This window comes from Burkholderia sp. WP9, from assembly GCF_900104795.1.
Taxonomy (GTDB): domain Bacteria; phylum Pseudomonadota; class Gammaproteobacteria; order Burkholderiales; family Burkholderiaceae; genus Paraburkholderia.
This window is the reverse complement of sequence record NZ_FNTG01000001.1, coordinates 3,801,648-3,816,198: the sequence shown is the minus strand read 5'-3', so window position 1 is coordinate 3,816,198 and position 14,551 is coordinate 3,801,648. Positions and strand designations below refer to the sequence as shown.

15 protein-coding genes are annotated in these 14,551 nt (G+C 62.1%); 8 read left to right on the top strand and 7 right to left on the bottom strand.

The window, feature by feature from the left end; genetic code table 11:
- Positions 1-40: 40 nt before the first annotated feature.
- The 8 genes from fliM to BLW71_RS16935 all read left to right on the top strand — a co-directional run bounded on the left by fliM (position 41) and on the right by BLW71_RS16935 (position 5,771).
- Positions 41-1,039, top strand: a complete 999-nt coding sequence (fliM, locus tag BLW71_RS16970) for a flagellar motor switch protein FliM (RefSeq protein ID WP_091798088.1) — start codon at positions 41-43, stop codon at positions 1,037-1,039.
- Positions 1,032-1,496: a flagellar motor switch protein FliN gene (fliN, locus tag BLW71_RS16965; RefSeq protein WP_091798085.1), complete on the top strand. Its 465-nt coding sequence runs from the start codon at positions 1,032-1,034 to the stop codon at positions 1,494-1,496. The genes fliM and fliN overlap by 8 nt, the downstream gene beginning before the upstream one ends.
- A complete protein-coding gene (gene fliO, locus BLW71_RS16960) occupies positions 1,493-2,104 on the top strand; it encodes a flagellar biosynthetic protein FliO (RefSeq protein WP_091798082.1) in 612 nt (203 codons plus the stop codon). The genes fliN and fliO overlap by 4 nt, the downstream gene beginning before the upstream one ends.
- Positions 2,104-2,949 carry a flagellar type III secretion system pore protein FliP gene (gene fliP, locus BLW71_RS16955; RefSeq protein WP_091798078.1) on the top strand — a complete coding sequence of 282 codons (846 nt, stop codon included), beginning with the start codon at positions 2,104-2,106 and terminating at the stop codon, positions 2,947-2,949. Before fliO ends, fliP begins: the two co-directional genes overlap by 1 nt.
- 64 nt (positions 2,950-3,013) lie before the next feature.
- On the top strand, positions 3,014-3,283 hold the full coding sequence (fliQ, locus tag BLW71_RS16950) for a flagellar biosynthesis protein FliQ (protein ID WP_011490196.1): 270 nt from the start codon (positions 3,014-3,016) through the stop codon (positions 3,281-3,283).
- A gap of 37 nt (positions 3,284-3,320) precedes the next feature.
- On the top strand, positions 3,321-4,103 hold the full coding sequence (fliR, locus tag BLW71_RS16945; protein WP_091798075.1) for a flagellar biosynthetic protein FliR: 783 nt from the start codon (positions 3,321-3,323) through the stop codon (positions 4,101-4,103).
- 489 nt (positions 4,104-4,592) lie between these two features.
- Positions 4,593-5,138 (top strand): PAAR domain-containing protein, encoded by a 546-nt coding sequence (locus BLW71_RS16940; protein WP_091798072.1) that lies wholly within the window; start codon positions 4,593-4,595, stop codon positions 5,136-5,138.
- Between the two features lie 3 nt (positions 5,139-5,141).
- Positions 5,142-5,771, top strand: a complete 630-nt coding sequence (locus BLW71_RS16935; RefSeq protein WP_091798069.1) for a type VI secretion system amidase effector protein Tae4 — start codon at positions 5,142-5,144, stop codon at positions 5,769-5,771.
- 445 nt (positions 5,772-6,216) lie between these two features.
- On the opposite strand, the gene flgL is transcribed toward BLW71_RS16935, so the two are convergent.
- The 7 genes from flgL to flgG form a co-directional block, all read right to left on the bottom strand.
- Positions 6,217-7,440: a flagellar hook-associated protein FlgL gene (gene flgL / locus BLW71_RS16930; RefSeq protein WP_091798066.1), complete on the bottom strand. Its 1,224-nt coding sequence runs from the start codon at positions 7,438-7,440 to the stop codon at positions 6,217-6,219.
- A 10-nt stretch (positions 7,441-7,450) separates the two neighbouring features.
- Positions 7,451-9,424 carry a flagellar hook-associated protein FlgK gene (flgK, locus tag BLW71_RS16925; protein WP_091798063.1) on the bottom strand — a complete coding sequence of 658 codons (1,974 nt, stop codon included), beginning with the start codon at positions 9,422-9,424 and terminating at the stop codon, positions 7,451-7,453.
- 268 nt (positions 9,425-9,692) lie between these two features.
- Positions 9,693-10,466, bottom strand: a complete 774-nt coding sequence (locus tag BLW71_RS16920; protein WP_091800956.1) for a flagellar brake protein — start codon at positions 10,464-10,466, stop codon at positions 9,693-9,695.
- Positions 10,467-10,802: 336 nt separating this feature from the next.
- Complete coding sequence (flgJ, locus tag BLW71_RS16915; RefSeq protein WP_091798060.1) at positions 10,803-11,801, bottom strand: flagellar assembly peptidoglycan hydrolase FlgJ; 999 nt, start codon at positions 11,799-11,801, stop codon at positions 10,803-10,805.
- A gap of 12 nt (positions 11,802-11,813) precedes the next feature.
- Positions 11,814-12,998 (bottom strand): flagellar basal body P-ring protein FlgI, encoded by a 1,185-nt coding sequence (locus BLW71_RS16910; RefSeq protein ID WP_091800952.1) that lies wholly within the window; start codon positions 12,996-12,998, stop codon positions 11,814-11,816.
- A gap of 2 nt (positions 12,999-13,000) precedes the next feature.
- Entirely contained in the window at positions 13,001-13,699 is a 699-nt protein-coding gene (gene flgH / locus BLW71_RS16905; protein ID WP_091800954.1) for a flagellar basal body L-ring protein FlgH, read from the bottom strand.
- Positions 13,700-13,735: 36 nt separating this feature from the next.
- The gene (gene flgG, locus BLW71_RS16900; RefSeq protein WP_011490205.1) at positions 13,736-14,524 is read right to left on the bottom strand and encodes a flagellar basal-body rod protein FlgG; all 789 of its coding nucleotides are present in this window, start codon (positions 14,522-14,524) and stop codon (positions 13,736-13,738) included.
- Positions 14,525-14,551 lie beyond the last annotated feature (27 nt).

Genomic DNA, 14,551 nt, shown 5'->3' with positions numbered 1-14,551 from the left:
TGCCATCATCAACCGCCACGGGACGCACGAGGAATAAGGAATGGGCCACGAAGAGTTCATGTCCCAGGAGGAGGTCGATGCTCTCCTCAAGGGCGTAACCGGCGAGTCCGATTCGGAAGCCGAGCAAAGCGAGCGTGTGGGCGTACGGCCCTACAACATCGCGACGCAGGAACGCATCGTCCGCGGCCGGATGCCTGGCCTCGAAATCATCAACGACCGGTTTGCGCGTCTGTTGCGCGTCGGTATCTTCAACTTCATGCGGCGCTCGGCGGAAATCTCCGTCGGTCCGGTGAAGGTGCAGAAGTACAGCGAGTTCACCCGCAATCTGCCGATCCCGACCAACCTGAATCTGGTCCACGTGAAGCCGTTGCGCGGCACGTCGCTATTCGTGTTCGACCCGAACCTGGTGTTCTTCGTGGTCGACAACCTGTTCGGCGGCGACGGGCGTTTCCATACCCGCGTAGAAGGCCGCGATTTCACGCAGACCGAGCAGCGCATCATCATGAAGCTGCTCAACCTCACGTTCGAGCACTACACGGCGTCGTGGAAAAGCGTGCGCCCGCTGCAATTCGAATACGTGCGCTCGGAAATGCACACGCAGTTCGCCAACGTGGCGACGCCGAACGAAATCGTCATCGTCACGCAGTTCTCGATTGAGTTCGGCACGACGGGCGGCACGCTGCACATCTGCATGCCGTACTCGATGATCGAACCGATCCGCGACATTCTTTCGTCGCCGATTCAGGGCGAGGCGCTCGAAGTCGACCGCCGCTGGGTCCGCGTGCTGTCGCAGCAGGTGCAGGCCGCGGAAGTGGAACTGACCGCCGACCTCGCGCAGGTGCCGGTCACGTTCGAACAGATCCTGAACATGCGCAAAGGCGATGTTCTGCCGATCAACATCCCCGAACACATCACGGCGAAAGTCGATGGCGTGCCGGTGATGGAATGCGGCTACGGAATTTTCAATGGTCAGTACGCGTTGCGGGTCCAGAAAATGATCAGCGCAGCCGACACGATGAAGGAAGGTGGATATGAGTGACCTGAACGCAAAAACCGAGGCCGAGCTGGCCGCTGGCGAGCCGCAACTGGCCGCCGACGCAGCCGCGGCCGAAGACGAAGCGGCCATGGCGGACTGGGCCAGCGCGCTGGCCGAGCAGAACGACAATTCGGAAGTCAGTGCGACGACGGCCGGCGTGTTCCAGCCGTTGTCGAAAGTCGAGCCGACCTCGACGCGCAACGACATCGACATGATCCTGGACATTCCTGTTCAGATGACCGTCGAACTCGGCCGCACCAAGATCGCGATCCGCAACCTACTGCAACTCGCACAGGGGTCGGTGGTGGAACTGGACGGCATGGCGGGCGAGCCGATGGACGTGCTGGTCAACGGCTGTCTGATCGCACAGGGTGAAGTGGTGGTGGTGAACGACAAGTTCGGTATCCGTCTGACCGACATCATCACGCCGTCCGAACGCATCCGGAAGTTGAATCGATGAAACGCGTAGCCGGTCGCGCCGCGTCGCGCACTGTTCCGATTCGCGCCGCACTGGCTGCCAACGTCGCGGTGGCGCTATCCGCCCCGGCGTCGATCTTCATGTTGCTCACACCGTCGGCCGCTGGCGCGGCGGACATGAATGCGGTCAACAATGCCGCGAAAATCGCCTCGGGTGTCGGTGCGGGTAGCGCGGTTCCGGCGCTCGGCGTCGGCGCGGTGTTGCAAACCATCGTCGGCCTGCTGGTCGTGATCGGTCTGGTGTTCGCTTGCGCATGGCTCGCACGCCGCTTCGGCTTGCAGCCGGCGAACCGCGGCGGCCTCGTGAAAACGATCGGCGGCGCCTCGCTCGGCGGCAAGGAGCGCGTCGCGGTGGTCGAGATCGGCGATACGTGGCTCGTGCTCGGCACTGCGCCCGGCAACGTGCGCCTGCTTCACACGATGCCGGCCGGTTCGGCCGCCGTCGATGCGCTCGGCGCGTCGCAAGCCGGTCCGGCAGGCACGCAGGCTACCGGTACGGCACTGCCGGGCACTTTCGGCCAACGCTTTCGCGATGCATTGAAAGGCGAAGTGGGCAAACGTTTCAACGGGCAAGGCGGCGAGGTTCGGTAATGCAGTTCAGTCTTTCTTCGGCGCGTCACGCGCAATCCGCTCGCATGTCCAGCACCGCTTCGAAAGTGATTCCCGTGGTTGTGCACGCTCTACGCCGCGTCACCCCCGTTGCGCCCGTCGTACTGGCGGCGCTGATGCTCGCGCTGCCGACCCTGTCGTTCGCGCAAACGGCCGGCTTGCCGGCCTTCAATACGAGCCCCGGCCCGAACGGCGGCACGACGTACTCGCTGAGTGTGCAGACCATGCTGCTGCTCACGATGCTGTCGTTCCTGCCGGCCATGGTGCTGATGATGACGAGCTTCACGCGCATCATCATCGTGCTCTCGCTGCTGCGCCAGGCGCTCGGCACGACCACGACGCCGCCTAACCAGGTTCTCGTCGGGCTCGCGCTGTTCCTTACGTTGTTCGTCATGTCGCCGGTGCTCGACAAGGCTTACACCGACGGCTACAAGCCGTTCTCCGACGGCACGATGCCGATGGAGACAGCGGTGAACCGTGGCCTCGCGCCGTTCAAGACGTTCATGCTGCGCCAGACCCGCGAAAGCGACCTCGCGCTGTTCGCCCGCATTTCACACGCCGCGCCGATGCAGGGTCCGGAAGATGTACCGTTGTCGCTGCTGGTGCCTTCGTTCGTGACGAGCGAATTGAAAACCGGCTTCCAGATCGGCTTCACGATTTTCATCCCGTTCCTGATCATCGACATGGTGGTGGCGAGCGTGCTGATGTCGATGGGCATGATGATGGTGTCGCCCGCGACCATTTCGCTGCCGTTCAAGCTGATGCTGTTCGTGCTGGTCGACGGCTGGCAGTTGCTGCTCGGCTCGCTGGCACAGAGCTTCGTTTAACCGCGTTTTTTTACCGCGTTTTTTCACCGCCCCTCGCGCCCTTCACGCTTCCGGTCCTATCGCCATGAATCAAGAATCCGTCATGACGCTCGCGCACCAGGCCATGTATGTCGGCCTGCTGCTTGCCGCGCCGTTGCTGCTGGTCGCGCTGGTGGTCGGTCTGGTGGTGAGCCTGTTTCAGGCCGCCACGCAGATCAACGAAAGCACGCTGTCGTTCATTCCCAAGCTGCTCGCGATTGCCGTCACGATGGTGATCGCCGGGCCATGGATGCTGACGACCATGCTCGACTATCTGCGCCAGACGCTCACCAACATTCCGACGCTCGTCAACTGAGCGCGGCGCCGGTCTCGACCTTCCCTTCCCCACCGCGATGTTTTCCGTCACCTACGCGCAACTGAACGCCTGGCTCACCGCGTTCCTGTGGCCGTTCGTGCGCATTCTCGCGCTGGTCGCCACCGCACCGGTGCTCGGCAACCGTTCGCTGCCAATGCGTGTGAAGATCGGCCTTGCGGCGTTCGTCACGATCATCGTCGCGCCGACACTCGGCGCGCTGCCGCAGGTCACGGTGTTTTCCGCCGAAGGCGTGTGGATCATCGTCAACCAGTTCCTGATCGGCATCGCACTCGGCGTCACCATGCAGATCGTGTTTCAGGCGATCAGCGCGACCGGCGACTTCGTCGGTCTCGGCATGGGCCTCGGCTTCGCGACGTTCTTCGACGCGCAAGCCGCCAGTTCGAGCCAGGTGCTGTCGAGCTACATGAACACCATCGCGATGCTGGTGTTTCTGGTGATCGACGGCCATTTGCAGATGATCAGCGCGCTGCTCACCACCTTCCAGTCGGTGCCGGTATCGGCGAACATTCTCGGCGCGCCCGGCTGGCGCACACTGGCGAACTTCGGCAGCACGGTGTTTTCAGCAGGGCTGTTGCTGTCGCTGCCGGTGGTCGTCGCGCTCCTCATCACCAACCTCTCGCTCGGTATTCTGAATCGCGCCGCGCCGCAGATCGGCGTCTTTCAGATCGGCTTCCCGCTCACCATGCTGATCGGCATGCTGCTTCTGCAACTGATGACCCCGAACATGATCCCGTTCTTCATACGGCTCTTCGACGTCGGCCTCGATCAGATGGGGCGCGTGGCGGCGGGGTTCAGGTAGTGAAGTTTTGACTAAGGGTGCTACGTGGCCTTTGCGTCGACACGTTGTAGCGAGTCGCTAATCTTCATGCCCGCCCAGAGCGGGCGTTTTTTCGCGTGCAATCCGAACTGAAGCGATTCGCTTCGCGTGCGGTATTGCAACGGCGTCCGCGGTAGCAGGACAGGTTGCCGTCTTAGGTCGCGACTTCAACGCTTCCGAGAAGATCACGCTGTCTGCGTTGCCCGGTTGGCCCACATCAGGCATGCCCAAATCGTTGCATAAATATCCATTTTTTCAGACTTGTCGGATACCTAATCCGTCTGTGATTCGCCGAAATGGATTGCGGGATAGGTGCGCTCAACGACCGCACGCGAATCCCATCCACGTTGGCTCATTTCATACGGGAGACATTGAGAATGCCGGGAAGCGAAAGGAACGAAACGACGTGTCGGATTACGACACTCGGTGGGACGGGGTACAGGCTCGCGTGCTTCGAGGGAGACGAGATCCATGCGTAAGGCGCTCGTGGTGCAAGGCAGCCCGACAACGACAGGCGGCGTCGTCATTGGCGGTTCGGCCACTCACATGATGGACCAAGGCAAGCCGTTCGCACTGGATGGCGACGAAGCAACATGCGGCAATTGCAAGGGCGTGTTCAGGATAGTCGGCACGGCTACGCGCCGGTGCTACAGGGGACAGCCCGGCGTTGTCGAAGGCGATCTGGTGTTGTGTCCATGCGGACTCAACTATGTGATGGCCAGCCTCAATCCTGGCTGTTTCTACTGGACTGACGACATCGCTGTGGCCGCGAGCCGTGTCGTATCCACTATCGACAATTCGGCGCTGGCAAAGGGCATCTATGACGAACAGGTGCGCGTCGCGACGACGGTGGCGAGCCTCGAAGGCTATCCGTACTTCATCGAATCGGCCAACGGCAGCACTATATCCGGGCGGCTTGACGAATACGGTTATCTGCCACGTGTCCACGCCGAAGCAGTCACCCATTACAAAGTGTATTGGGGCGATGCAGCGCTTGCGAGACAGGAAGGGTCCTGACCAATGCCGAATAAAACGACCGAGGTAGAAACCAATTCGACGCCGAATTCGATCAAGGAAGTGCAACTGAAGGCACTGACTTTTCAGGAGTTGTGGGATCACTATCCATCGGGCGATCCCTACGATAATCCAGCTTATCGCGACCAATGCGCTATTCGGATGAGTGTGACATTCCACCGGGTCGGCGTCGAAATGAAGTCATTTTCACAGAGATGGGTTAAACCGCTCTCGGGTCAATCGTCCATTGGGCGGATCATGCTTGATGGCAAAGCTACCGCGACGCGAGCCGACGAATTGGGCAAGTGGTTGCAGCTGCGTCCGTTTGCAGGGCTCCCGAAGGCGGAAGATATGACGGGCGCAGATTGGGAATCAAAGGTCAAGGGCCGCACCGGCATCATTCAGTTTTCGCGCTATTGGACGCGCGAAGGCGAAAGCGTAGGCACTGCAAGCGGTGGGCACATTGATCTTTGGAACGGTTCACGACTGACGATCAGCGGCTTCTTTGACGGCGTAGCGACTATTGGGCGTTACGTGGGTATCCAGTCATTTCGGCAGGGTGCAACCGTAGCTTCCGAGGTGAGTTACTCCGACCTGCGTGGCTCAAAATCGATCCTGTTCTGGGAGATCAAGTGAAGCGCATTGGTGTCTCGTTGGCCGGCTGTTTTTGCGGTCTATTCCTGACATGGGCATGTTTATATGCCTTCAGTCACAACCAATGGCCACATCATGCCGATAAATCCATGGCCAGGTGCCATGAGCTCGGCAAATGCGCTGTCTCGTCGTGGGATACGGCGCTTCTTCTCGCATACCTGTTGGGGCCGGCCGTGCTCCTGGGCCTCGTCAATTCGGTTGCATGGAAGCGCTGGTCCGCCTCGAAATGGGCTGGTTGGTTGTTTGGCCTATCAATCTTGACGGTCGCGTTCTACTCGACTGACTACATCTCAGCAGGTTTTTAGGTTTTCCATCGCTTGGGCCGGTGCAAGCACCGACTGCGCAATGCAGCGCACTCCAAAAAGACGAAGGGCGGAACCGATTCACACTGGTTTGCGCCCTTCTCCGTCTCAGACCGCTCGTGTTATCAGCTCAGGTACTGGAACAGCGAGATGTTCTGAATCTTCGCGAACGCCTGTTGCGCCGCTTGCAGCGCAGCCTGCGTCATCGTGTATTTGCCGATCGTCTTGACCATGTCGGTCTGCGTCAGATCCGCCAGGTTGCTGGAGGTCTGCAGCGTGTTGGTCTGCGTGACCGTCTGCAACGCCTGCACTTCCTGCTCGCGACCACCCACCGCCGCTTGCGCCGTCACGACGTTGTTCATCGTGTTCTCGAGCTGGGCCATGCTGGTAGTCAACGCGCTCTGGAAGCTGGCCGTCGAGGCGCCGCCCGACACCGGCGTTTGCAACGTGGTGATCAACTGGCTCAGATTGGCGAACACGTCCATGCTGCCTTGCGTGGCCGGCGTCACCGTGAAACTGTCGCCCGCGTTCGGCGCACCGGTAATCGACACCGACTGGCCGCCGAGCGTGATGGCCGAACCGGCGGTAAACGCCTGCGGCGCACTCGTGGTCACCGCGCCGGTAGCCGGATCGGTCTGGCTCACGGTGTAGGTGGTCGCCGACGAAAAATTGATCGAGTACTTGTCCGCATTGGTCGGATCGGTCGGGTTGTTCAGGCTCACGGAGCTGATCACGCCCGTACCGGTGTTACCCGTCGTCGCGGCCGGCACGGAATTGGTGCCGATCGGCGCCACGCTGCCGAAGATCGAAATGCCGTTGTCGCCGGTCTGCACGACGTGCGAGTCGGTAATCTGCACGCCGGGCGTGCCCGTGTCGCCGGAATAGGTCACGACGCCGGCCGAGTTCGTGGTGTACGGCTGCGCGCTGCTTTGATAACCGGCGAACAGGTAGTTGCCTTGCGGATCGGTCGAATTGGCGAGCGTCATCAGCTGGCTGCGCAAGCTTTGCAGCTGCGTCGCGATCGAGCCGCGGTCGCCGTCGTTCAGCGAACCGTCGCCGGCGCGCAGCACCAGCGTATGAATGGTTTGCAGCACGGTGTTGACGCTGCCGAGCGTGGTGTCTTCCTGCTGGAGCGACGCCAGCGCGGTGCCCTGGTTGGTCGTGTATTGCGACAGGGTCGTCGCCGTCGAGCTCAACTGCACCGCCTGTGCCGCGCCGAGCGGATTGTCCGACGGAGTGGAGAGGCTCACACCGCTCGAGATCTCGGCGTACAACTGCGACAGTTGAGCTTGCTGATCGCTCATCGTCGCGACGTTCATGTTGAAGTACTGCGTGCTGGAGATGCGCATTGTCAACGCCTCACTGGAAGATGCCGAGTATCGTCTGGAACAGGGTCTGCGCGGTCTGAATGACCTTGCTGTTCGCCTGATACAGCTGCTGATACTGAAGCAGGTTGGCTGCTTCTTCGTTGATGTTCACGCCTGAAACCGACTGCTGCGCGGTGGTGATCTGAGTCACCAGCGAGCTCTGCGCCGTGCTCGAGGTCTGGATCTGGTTGGTCTGATTGCCGATCTGGTTGACGTAGTTCGCATACGCGCCCGTCAGCGTGACCGTGCCGCCCGACATCGCTTTCGCGGTGGACAGGTTCGACAACGCCAGCGCATTGCGGCCGTCGTTGGTGGCGCCGGTGTTCGGGCCGATGGTGAACTTGTCGCCGGCAGCGGGTGCGCCGCTGATCGTCACCGACACGTTGTTCATCTGGCCGAGGGTCGCGTTGTTGATCGTGAGCGTGGCGCCGGTGGCCGACGAATACGGCACCACGGTCGCCGCGCTGGCGATCGTATACGTGGTGGCGGGCGAACCGGCCACCGTCACCGTCGAGCCGGCCGGGAAGCCGGACAGTCCCGTGCCGTCGTACGACAGCGTGGTGGTCGAATTCGGCATGGTGTAGCCGGCCGTCACCGTGCCCTGCGTAATCGTGCCGGTGCCGGTGTTGCTCGACGCGGCGTTGGCGAGCACCGGCGCCGCGGCGGCGATCGCCGATGCGTCGGTAGTGGCGGTCGCGAAACTGTTCAGCGCACCGCGGGTCGGCTCGACCGTGAACGAATCGCCGGCGTTCATCGTGCCGGTGGTCGAGAAATTCAGGCCGTTGATCGGTTGGCTCAGGTTGGTCGCCGAACCCACCACGCTGCCCGTCGAATTGTCGGTCAGCGTGTAAGTGGTGCCGTTGTAGGCCAGCGTGTAATCGCCGGTGGTCGGCTGAGCGGGGTTCGCGAACGACACGTTCAGCGACGCGTTGCCGGTGTTCTGCGTGTTCGCATAGACCGTCGGGCCGCTCACCGAGAACAACGCGCTACCCTTCGCGCCCGCGAGCGTAATACCCAGGCCGTTCTGCGCGTTGACCTGCGCGGAGAAGCTCACGGCAATCGCGCCGAGTTGCGCCTCGCCCGGGTCGAGCGTCTGGCTGCGGAACGCGAGCAGGCCGCCGAGCGTACCGCCGTCGATTTTGCTGTCGGGCAGGTTCTGCGGCGTCGCCGCCGGGTTTGCGCCGGCCTGGCCGAGATACTGCACGGACAGTTCACTGGTGTCGCCGGTCGAAGGCGCGGTGCCCAGGTTGTAGCTGTTGTTGGACGACACGAGCGGCTGGCCGTTGCTCATGAATACGCTGTAGCTACCGTTGCTGTTGACGACGTTCACGCCGATCAGTTGCGACAGGTTGGACACGGCGAGATCGCGCTGGTCCAGCAACTGGTTGGGCGGCTGCCCCTGCGTGCTGGCCTGGGATATCTGCCCGTTCAACTGCGCGATCTGCTGCGTATAGCTGTTGATCTGCGACACGGTATTGGTGAGCTGCGTGTTGACGCTCTGGCGCAGCGCGTCGTATTGCTGACCCGCGGCGTTGATCTGGTTCACCAGCGTCTGCGCGCCGCTCATCGCGGTCTGACGGGTAGCCAGACTCGACGCATTGTTCGAGACGTTCTGCAAGCCGGTGAAATAGCTGGTGATCGCACTCGCAATCCCCGCAGTCGGACTGCCGATCAGATTATTCAGCTGCGAAATCAGCGTGTTGTACGTCGACAGCGAGCTGCCCGAGCTCTGCGCGTTGTTCAGCTCGGTAGTCAGATACTGGCTGTACTGGCGCGTAACGGTCGTGGTCGAAACGCCTTGCGGCAAATAGCCCGAGCCCGTGTACTGGCCACCGCTTTCCGCGTACACCGGCGTTTCGATGGTATAGCCTGGCGTCGACGCGTTGCTGATGTTCTGGCCGGTCGTCGTGAGTCCCCACTGGGCTGCGTTCAGTCCACTGAGGCCGAGATTGATGAGATTGGACATGCGTCATCCTGAAGGGCGACACCGTACACATGCCGCCGCGTTACTTGAACATTCTGTTTAACGGCCTCAACAGGGAAAAATTGAGGTCATTCCGATGTGTGTTCGACGTTTGTTTCAACGTTTGCGAGGCTAGCCTGCCGGGTTCGTCACTCGTCGCGCATGAGCATGCGGACGGCGCGAAAAACAGGGTGATGAAGCAAGGGTGATGAACGGCAAGCGAATGGTGCGCGAGCAGTCCCGCTCACGCACCGGTGATCCAGCATTTCAGTTAGCGCACCAGCGAACGGCGCTTCATTTCGAGTTGCGTAATCAGGCGTTGCAGCGTGTTTTCCGCACTGCCCGGCAGCGCCAGAAAACGGAAGCCGAGTTGATAACGCTGCGTGCCGTTCGGCAGCGCGGTGGAGCGATGCGACACGAGTTGCAGATCGAGCGAGAGCCGGCCGAGCGCGCCGAGCAACAATTCGCAATCCATGAGGCGCGTGCCCATCGGCAATTCGGCCACGCGTTCGTCGGCGGTGCGCATGCCGACGCCGCCGAGCGAGAGGTCGTGCACTTCGAAGCGGAACGTATCGCCTTCGGGCAAACGGCCGGTGCACATGTACGGATCGAGAATCGGCGCATCGACACGGAAATACTCGCGGCGCTGCACGTAGAACAGCACCTCGGGGAAGTCGGCCTCGAATGCGGGCAGTCCTTCGAAACGGGTTTCGCGCGGTGTGGTGGTGGCGAACTCTACGCGCACGCCATCCGGCTGCGCATGGAACTGGCAGCCGGGTGCGCCGAGCAGGCCGCGGTTCTGATCGGATAGTGCGCCCCAATCGAACGTGAAAGTGCGTCCGCGCACGTCGACTTCGAGCAGACGCGTGACGAGCTGTCCGCCTGCGTATTGAACGGTGAGGAAATCGCCGCGATTGACGAGATTGCGCAACTGAACGCCAATCTCCAGCGGATTGCGCCGGCCAAAATCGTTGACGCCTTCGTCGGTCGCTGCGTGCAGCTGGCCGGGTGTGTCGGTCTGGCCGTTCAACTGGGTAGTATCCATGGGCTTGCCGGTATGCTTGTTCTTGCGGGCGCGTGCCAAGGCTCCTGGCAGGGCTTTCACGCGGTCTTCCTCGAAGCCGCAGCACGCGCATCAAACCGGACATTACAACGTTTTCCGGTATTGGGTCTAACTCATTAGCGGCAGCGTCCGGCCAAAATTTAGGGGCGTGCCATGAATTATTTGCGCAAACGTTAAACACACCTCACGCCTTTCGCGGGTGGACCGGCCGCCCATGGGCAGCCGGCCGTCTCCGTCTTGTTATGCACCTGGCCCCGTCGCGTGCATGGCGTTTATTTCGATTCAATGCCCGGCTGATTCAAACCGCATGGGCGTGGATCAGCCCATTTTCTGCATGATGGACATCAGTTTTTTCGCGTAATGCGGATCGGTGGCGTAACCGGCGCGTTGCATGCCATTGGCAAAACCGTTCACGTCGTGCGCCGAATTGATCACCTGCGCATAACGTGGATTGCCTTTGAGCAGGCTCGCGTAGTCGGTCATGGCTTCCTGATACGAGTCGTATGCACGGAATTTTTCGACAACACGCTGCGGCTTGCCGTTCACATATTCGGTCGTGACCGTCGACACGGTTTTGCCAGTCCAGTCCTTGGTCGCCTTGATGCCGAACACGTTATGGCTGGTCGAACCGTCCGACTTTTTGATCTCGCTCTTGCCCCAGCCCGATTCGAGCGCGGCCTGACCGATGATGAAGCGCGCCGGAATGCCGGTCGCCGCGCTGGCCGCCTGCGCCGGCTCGGCGAGCTTGTCGACGAATGCGTCGACCTTCGGCGAAGTGCCGTCGCCCTTGAGCGGCGGTGTGAGCGCGCTGTTGGCCGAGTAGCCTTTGCCCATCGCCAACTGGCCATTGGCCTGAGCGTTGCCGTAGGCCTTGGCGAGCGCATTGAGCGCCGCGGTCTGGCCTTCGTCGCCGCCGCTGCCGCCGCCCAATGCGTTGGCCATGCCGGCGAGGCCGCCCGCGCCATTTGCGCCGCCGCCCACCTGCATGCCCTGATTGCGCATCATCTGCTTGAGCATGGCGTCGGCCACGCCGATGCCCTTTTGCGAAAGCTGCTGCGACAACTGTTGATCCATCATCGACGTGAAGGTGGCGCTGTCGTGCGAATCGAACGGACCGTCTTGCGGGGTCGCGTCGCGCATGCTCTTCAACATCATTTGCGTGAACACCGCGTCGAACTGCTGCGCGGCCATCTTCATGCCGGCTTGCGGCGAAGCCTTGGCCTGAGCGCTCAACTTCGCAAAGCCCTGCACGTCCAGCGCGAAGCGCTGGGTCAGGTCGTTCGCCGAAGCGGCGGAATTGGTCGTATCCGAATTCATCCTGTGTCTTCCTTAGATGATTTCCAGGTCGGCGCGCAGAGCGCCCGCCGCTTTCATCGCCTGCAGGATCGACATCAGATCCGCGGGCGTCGCACCCAATGCGTTGAGCGCCTTCACCACTTCGGCGAGATTGGCGCCGGCGGTCACGAGCTTCAGTGCGCCGTTGTCCTGCTTCATCTGGATCTGCGACTGCTTGGCGACCACCGTCTGGCCGTTCGAAAACGCGCCCGGCTGGCTCACCACCGGCTGCGTATTGATCACGACCGAGAGATTGCCGTGCGCCACCGCGCAGTTCTGCAGCGTGACCATCTGGTTCATCACGATCGAGCCGGTGCGCGCGTTCAGGATCACCTTCGCGGCCGCTTGCGCCGGCTTGACGTCGAGGTTCTGCAATTGCGCCATGAAGGCGACCTGCTGCTCCGGATCGCTCGGCGCGTGCAGTTGAATCGTGCGGCCGTCGAGCGCGGTCGCCGTGCCGCCGCCGAACGCGTTGTTCACCGCTGCCACCACGCGCTGCGTGGTGTCGTAGTCCATTTCGTTCAGGTCGAGCTGCATGGTGCCCGCTTGCGACACCGAAGTCGGCACCGCGCGTTCGACGATCGCGCCGCCGGCAATGCGGCCCGCGGCCAGCGTATTCACCTGCACCTTGCTGCCGTTCGCGCTGGCGCCCGCGCCGCCGACCGCGAGATTGCCCTGGCCGAGCGCATACACCTGGCCGTCGGCGCCCTTCAGCGGCGTGAGCAGCAACGTGCCGCCGCGCAGGCTCTTCGCATTGCCGAGCGAAGACACGGTGACGTCGATCGCTTCGCCCGGACGCGCGAACGGCGGCAGCACCGCCGTCACCATCACCGCGGCGACGTTCTTCAACTGGATGTTCGACAGCGACGACTGCGAATTGCTGGAGCCGGCCGCCTGATTGTTGATCGAGATGCCGAGGTTCGCCAGCATGTTGGCGAGTGTCTGCGTGGTGAACGGCGTCTGGGTGGTCTGGTCGCCCGTCCCGTCGAGGCCGACGACGAGGCCATAGCCGATCAACGGATTGTCGCGCACGCCCTGGATCTGCACGAGGTCCTTCAGACGTTCGGCGTGGGCAGGCGTCACCGCCGGCAGCGCCGCGCAGGCGAGCGCGACGAAGGCGAGCACGCGGCCGAAGCCGGCGAATCGCGCGAGGCGGGTGCGGGAAAAGACGGTACGCATGATCACCACGGCGACACGTTGAGGAAGAAGCGCTGCAGGAAGCCCATGTTCTGGGATTCGTCGATATAGCCCTTCGCGGAATATTCGATCTTCGCGTCGGCGACCTGGGTCGAGTACACGGCGTTCAGGTTGGAGATCGTGTTCGGGTTCACCACACCGGAAAAGCGCACGAATTCGTTACCCTGGTTGATCAGCATCTGCTTCTCGCCGCTCACCATCAGGTTGCCGTTCGGCAGCACGCCCGTCACGGTGACGGTGATCACGCCGCTGAACGTGTTCGACGCATTCGCACCGCCTGTCGCGGCGAACTTGTTGGCGCCGTTCGCACTCAGGTTGACCTTGCCGAACAGGCCGCTGAGGAAGCCGGCAGTCGGTACGTCGAAGTTGGTGTTGCCGCTGCGGTTGACGCCCGCACCCGACGACTTCGTTGCGTTGACGTTTTCCTGGATCACGATCGTCAGGATGTCGCCGACATTGCGCGGCCGCTGGTCTTCGAACAGCGGCCGGCCCGCATAACCCGGGTTGTAGATCGAGCCCGGCGACTGCGCCGAAGGCGGCATCGGCGGCAGCGCTGTCATCGGTTGCTGCGTGATCGGCTGCTTCGGCACGAGGCCGCAGCCACCCAGGGCGGCGAGCAGCGTGAGCTGCACGAGCGCCTGAGCGGTGCGCGAATGAACCGGATTGCGAGTGAAGTGCGACATCATGATTACCGCCTGTTAATTCCAGTCCCTCGAGCCTTAAACCTGCATCTGGCTCAGGGTCTGCAGCATCTGGTCGGAGGTCGTCACGGCCTTGCTGTTGATTTCGTAAGCGCGTTGCGTCTGGATCATGTTCACCAGTTCCTGCACCACGTTCACGTTCGATGCTTCCACGTAGCCCTGATTCAGCGTGCCGGCGCCGTTCAGGCCCGGCTGCGCGACATTCGGCGCGCCCGACGAAGCAGTTTCCGCGAACAGGTTTTCACCCTTCGCATCGAGGCCGGCCGGGTTGATGAAAGTCGCGATCTGCATCGAGCCGAGCTGCTGGCTGTTGGTCGAGCCGGCAACCGTGATCGACACCACACCGTCGCTGCCGATGGTGAGCGACGTCGCGTTGTTCGGGATCGTGATCGCCGGAATGACCTGGTAGCCGCTCGAAGTCACGAGCTGGCCTTGCGCGTTGGTCTGGAACGAGCCGTCGCGGGTATAGGCGGTCGTGCCGTCGGGCATCTGCACCTGGAAAAAGCCTTGTCCGTTAATGGCGACGTCTTTCGAGTTGCCGGTCTGCTGCAGGTTGCCCTGCGTGTACAGACGCTCGGTGGCGACCTGCTGCACGCCCGTGCCGAGCTGGATGCCGGACGGCAGTTCGGTGTTCTGCGTCGAATTCGCGCCCGGCTGGCGGATGGTCTGATACAGCAGATCCTCGAACACCGCGCGCGAGCCCTTGAAGCCGTTGGTGCTGACGTTCGCAAGGTTGTTCGAGATCACGTCCATCTGCGCCTGTTGCGCATTCATGCCGGTGGCGGCGATGTAGAGTGAGCGATTCATGGTTCTTCTCCAAGGCGCCTAAGCGCC

Coding starts and splice junctions, on each gene's coding strand:
- fliM (WP_091798088.1), top strand. CDS start 41: ATGGGCCACGAAGAGTTCATGTCCCAGGAGGAGGTCGATGCTCTCCTC.
- fliN (WP_091798085.1), top strand. CDS start 1,032: ATGAGTGACCTGAACGCAAAAACCGAGGCCGAGCTGGCCGCTGGCGAG.
- fliO (WP_091798082.1), top strand. CDS start 1,493: ATGAAACGCGTAGCCGGTCGCGCCGCGTCGCGCACTGTTCCGATTCGC.
- fliP (WP_091798078.1), top strand. CDS start 2,104: ATGCAGTTCAGTCTTTCTTCGGCGCGTCACGCGCAATCCGCTCGCATG.
- fliQ (WP_011490196.1), top strand. CDS start 3,014: ATGAATCAAGAATCCGTCATGACGCTCGCGCACCAGGCCATGTATGTC.
- fliR (WP_091798075.1), top strand. CDS start 3,321: ATGTTTTCCGTCACCTACGCGCAACTGAACGCCTGGCTCACCGCGTTC.
- BLW71_RS16940 (WP_091798072.1), top strand. CDS start 4,593: ATGCGTAAGGCGCTCGTGGTGCAAGGCAGCCCGACAACGACAGGCGGC.
- BLW71_RS16935 (WP_091798069.1), top strand. CDS start 5,142: ATGCCGAATAAAACGACCGAGGTAGAAACCAATTCGACGCCGAATTCG.
- flgL (WP_091798066.1), bottom strand. CDS start 7,440: ATGCGCATCTCCAGCACGCAGTACTTCAACATGAACGTCGCGACGATG.
- flgK (WP_091798063.1), bottom strand. CDS start 9,424: ATGTCCAATCTCATCAATCTCGGCCTCAGTGGACTGAACGCAGCCCAG.
- BLW71_RS16920 (WP_091800956.1), bottom strand. CDS start 10,466: ATGGATACTACCCAGTTGAACGGCCAGACCGACACACCCGGCCAGCTG.
- flgJ (WP_091798060.1), bottom strand. CDS start 11,801: ATGAATTCGGATACGACCAATTCCGCCGCTTCGGCGAACGACCTGACC.
- BLW71_RS16910 (WP_091800952.1), bottom strand. CDS start 12,998: ATGCGTACCGTCTTTTCCCGCACCCGCCTCGCGCGATTCGCCGGCTTC.
- flgH (WP_091800954.1), bottom strand. CDS start 13,699: ATGTCGCACTTCACTCGCAATCCGGTTCATTCGCGCACCGCTCAGGCG.
- flgG (WP_011490205.1), bottom strand. CDS start 14,524: ATGAATCGCTCACTCTACATCGCCGCCACCGGCATGAATGCGCAACAG.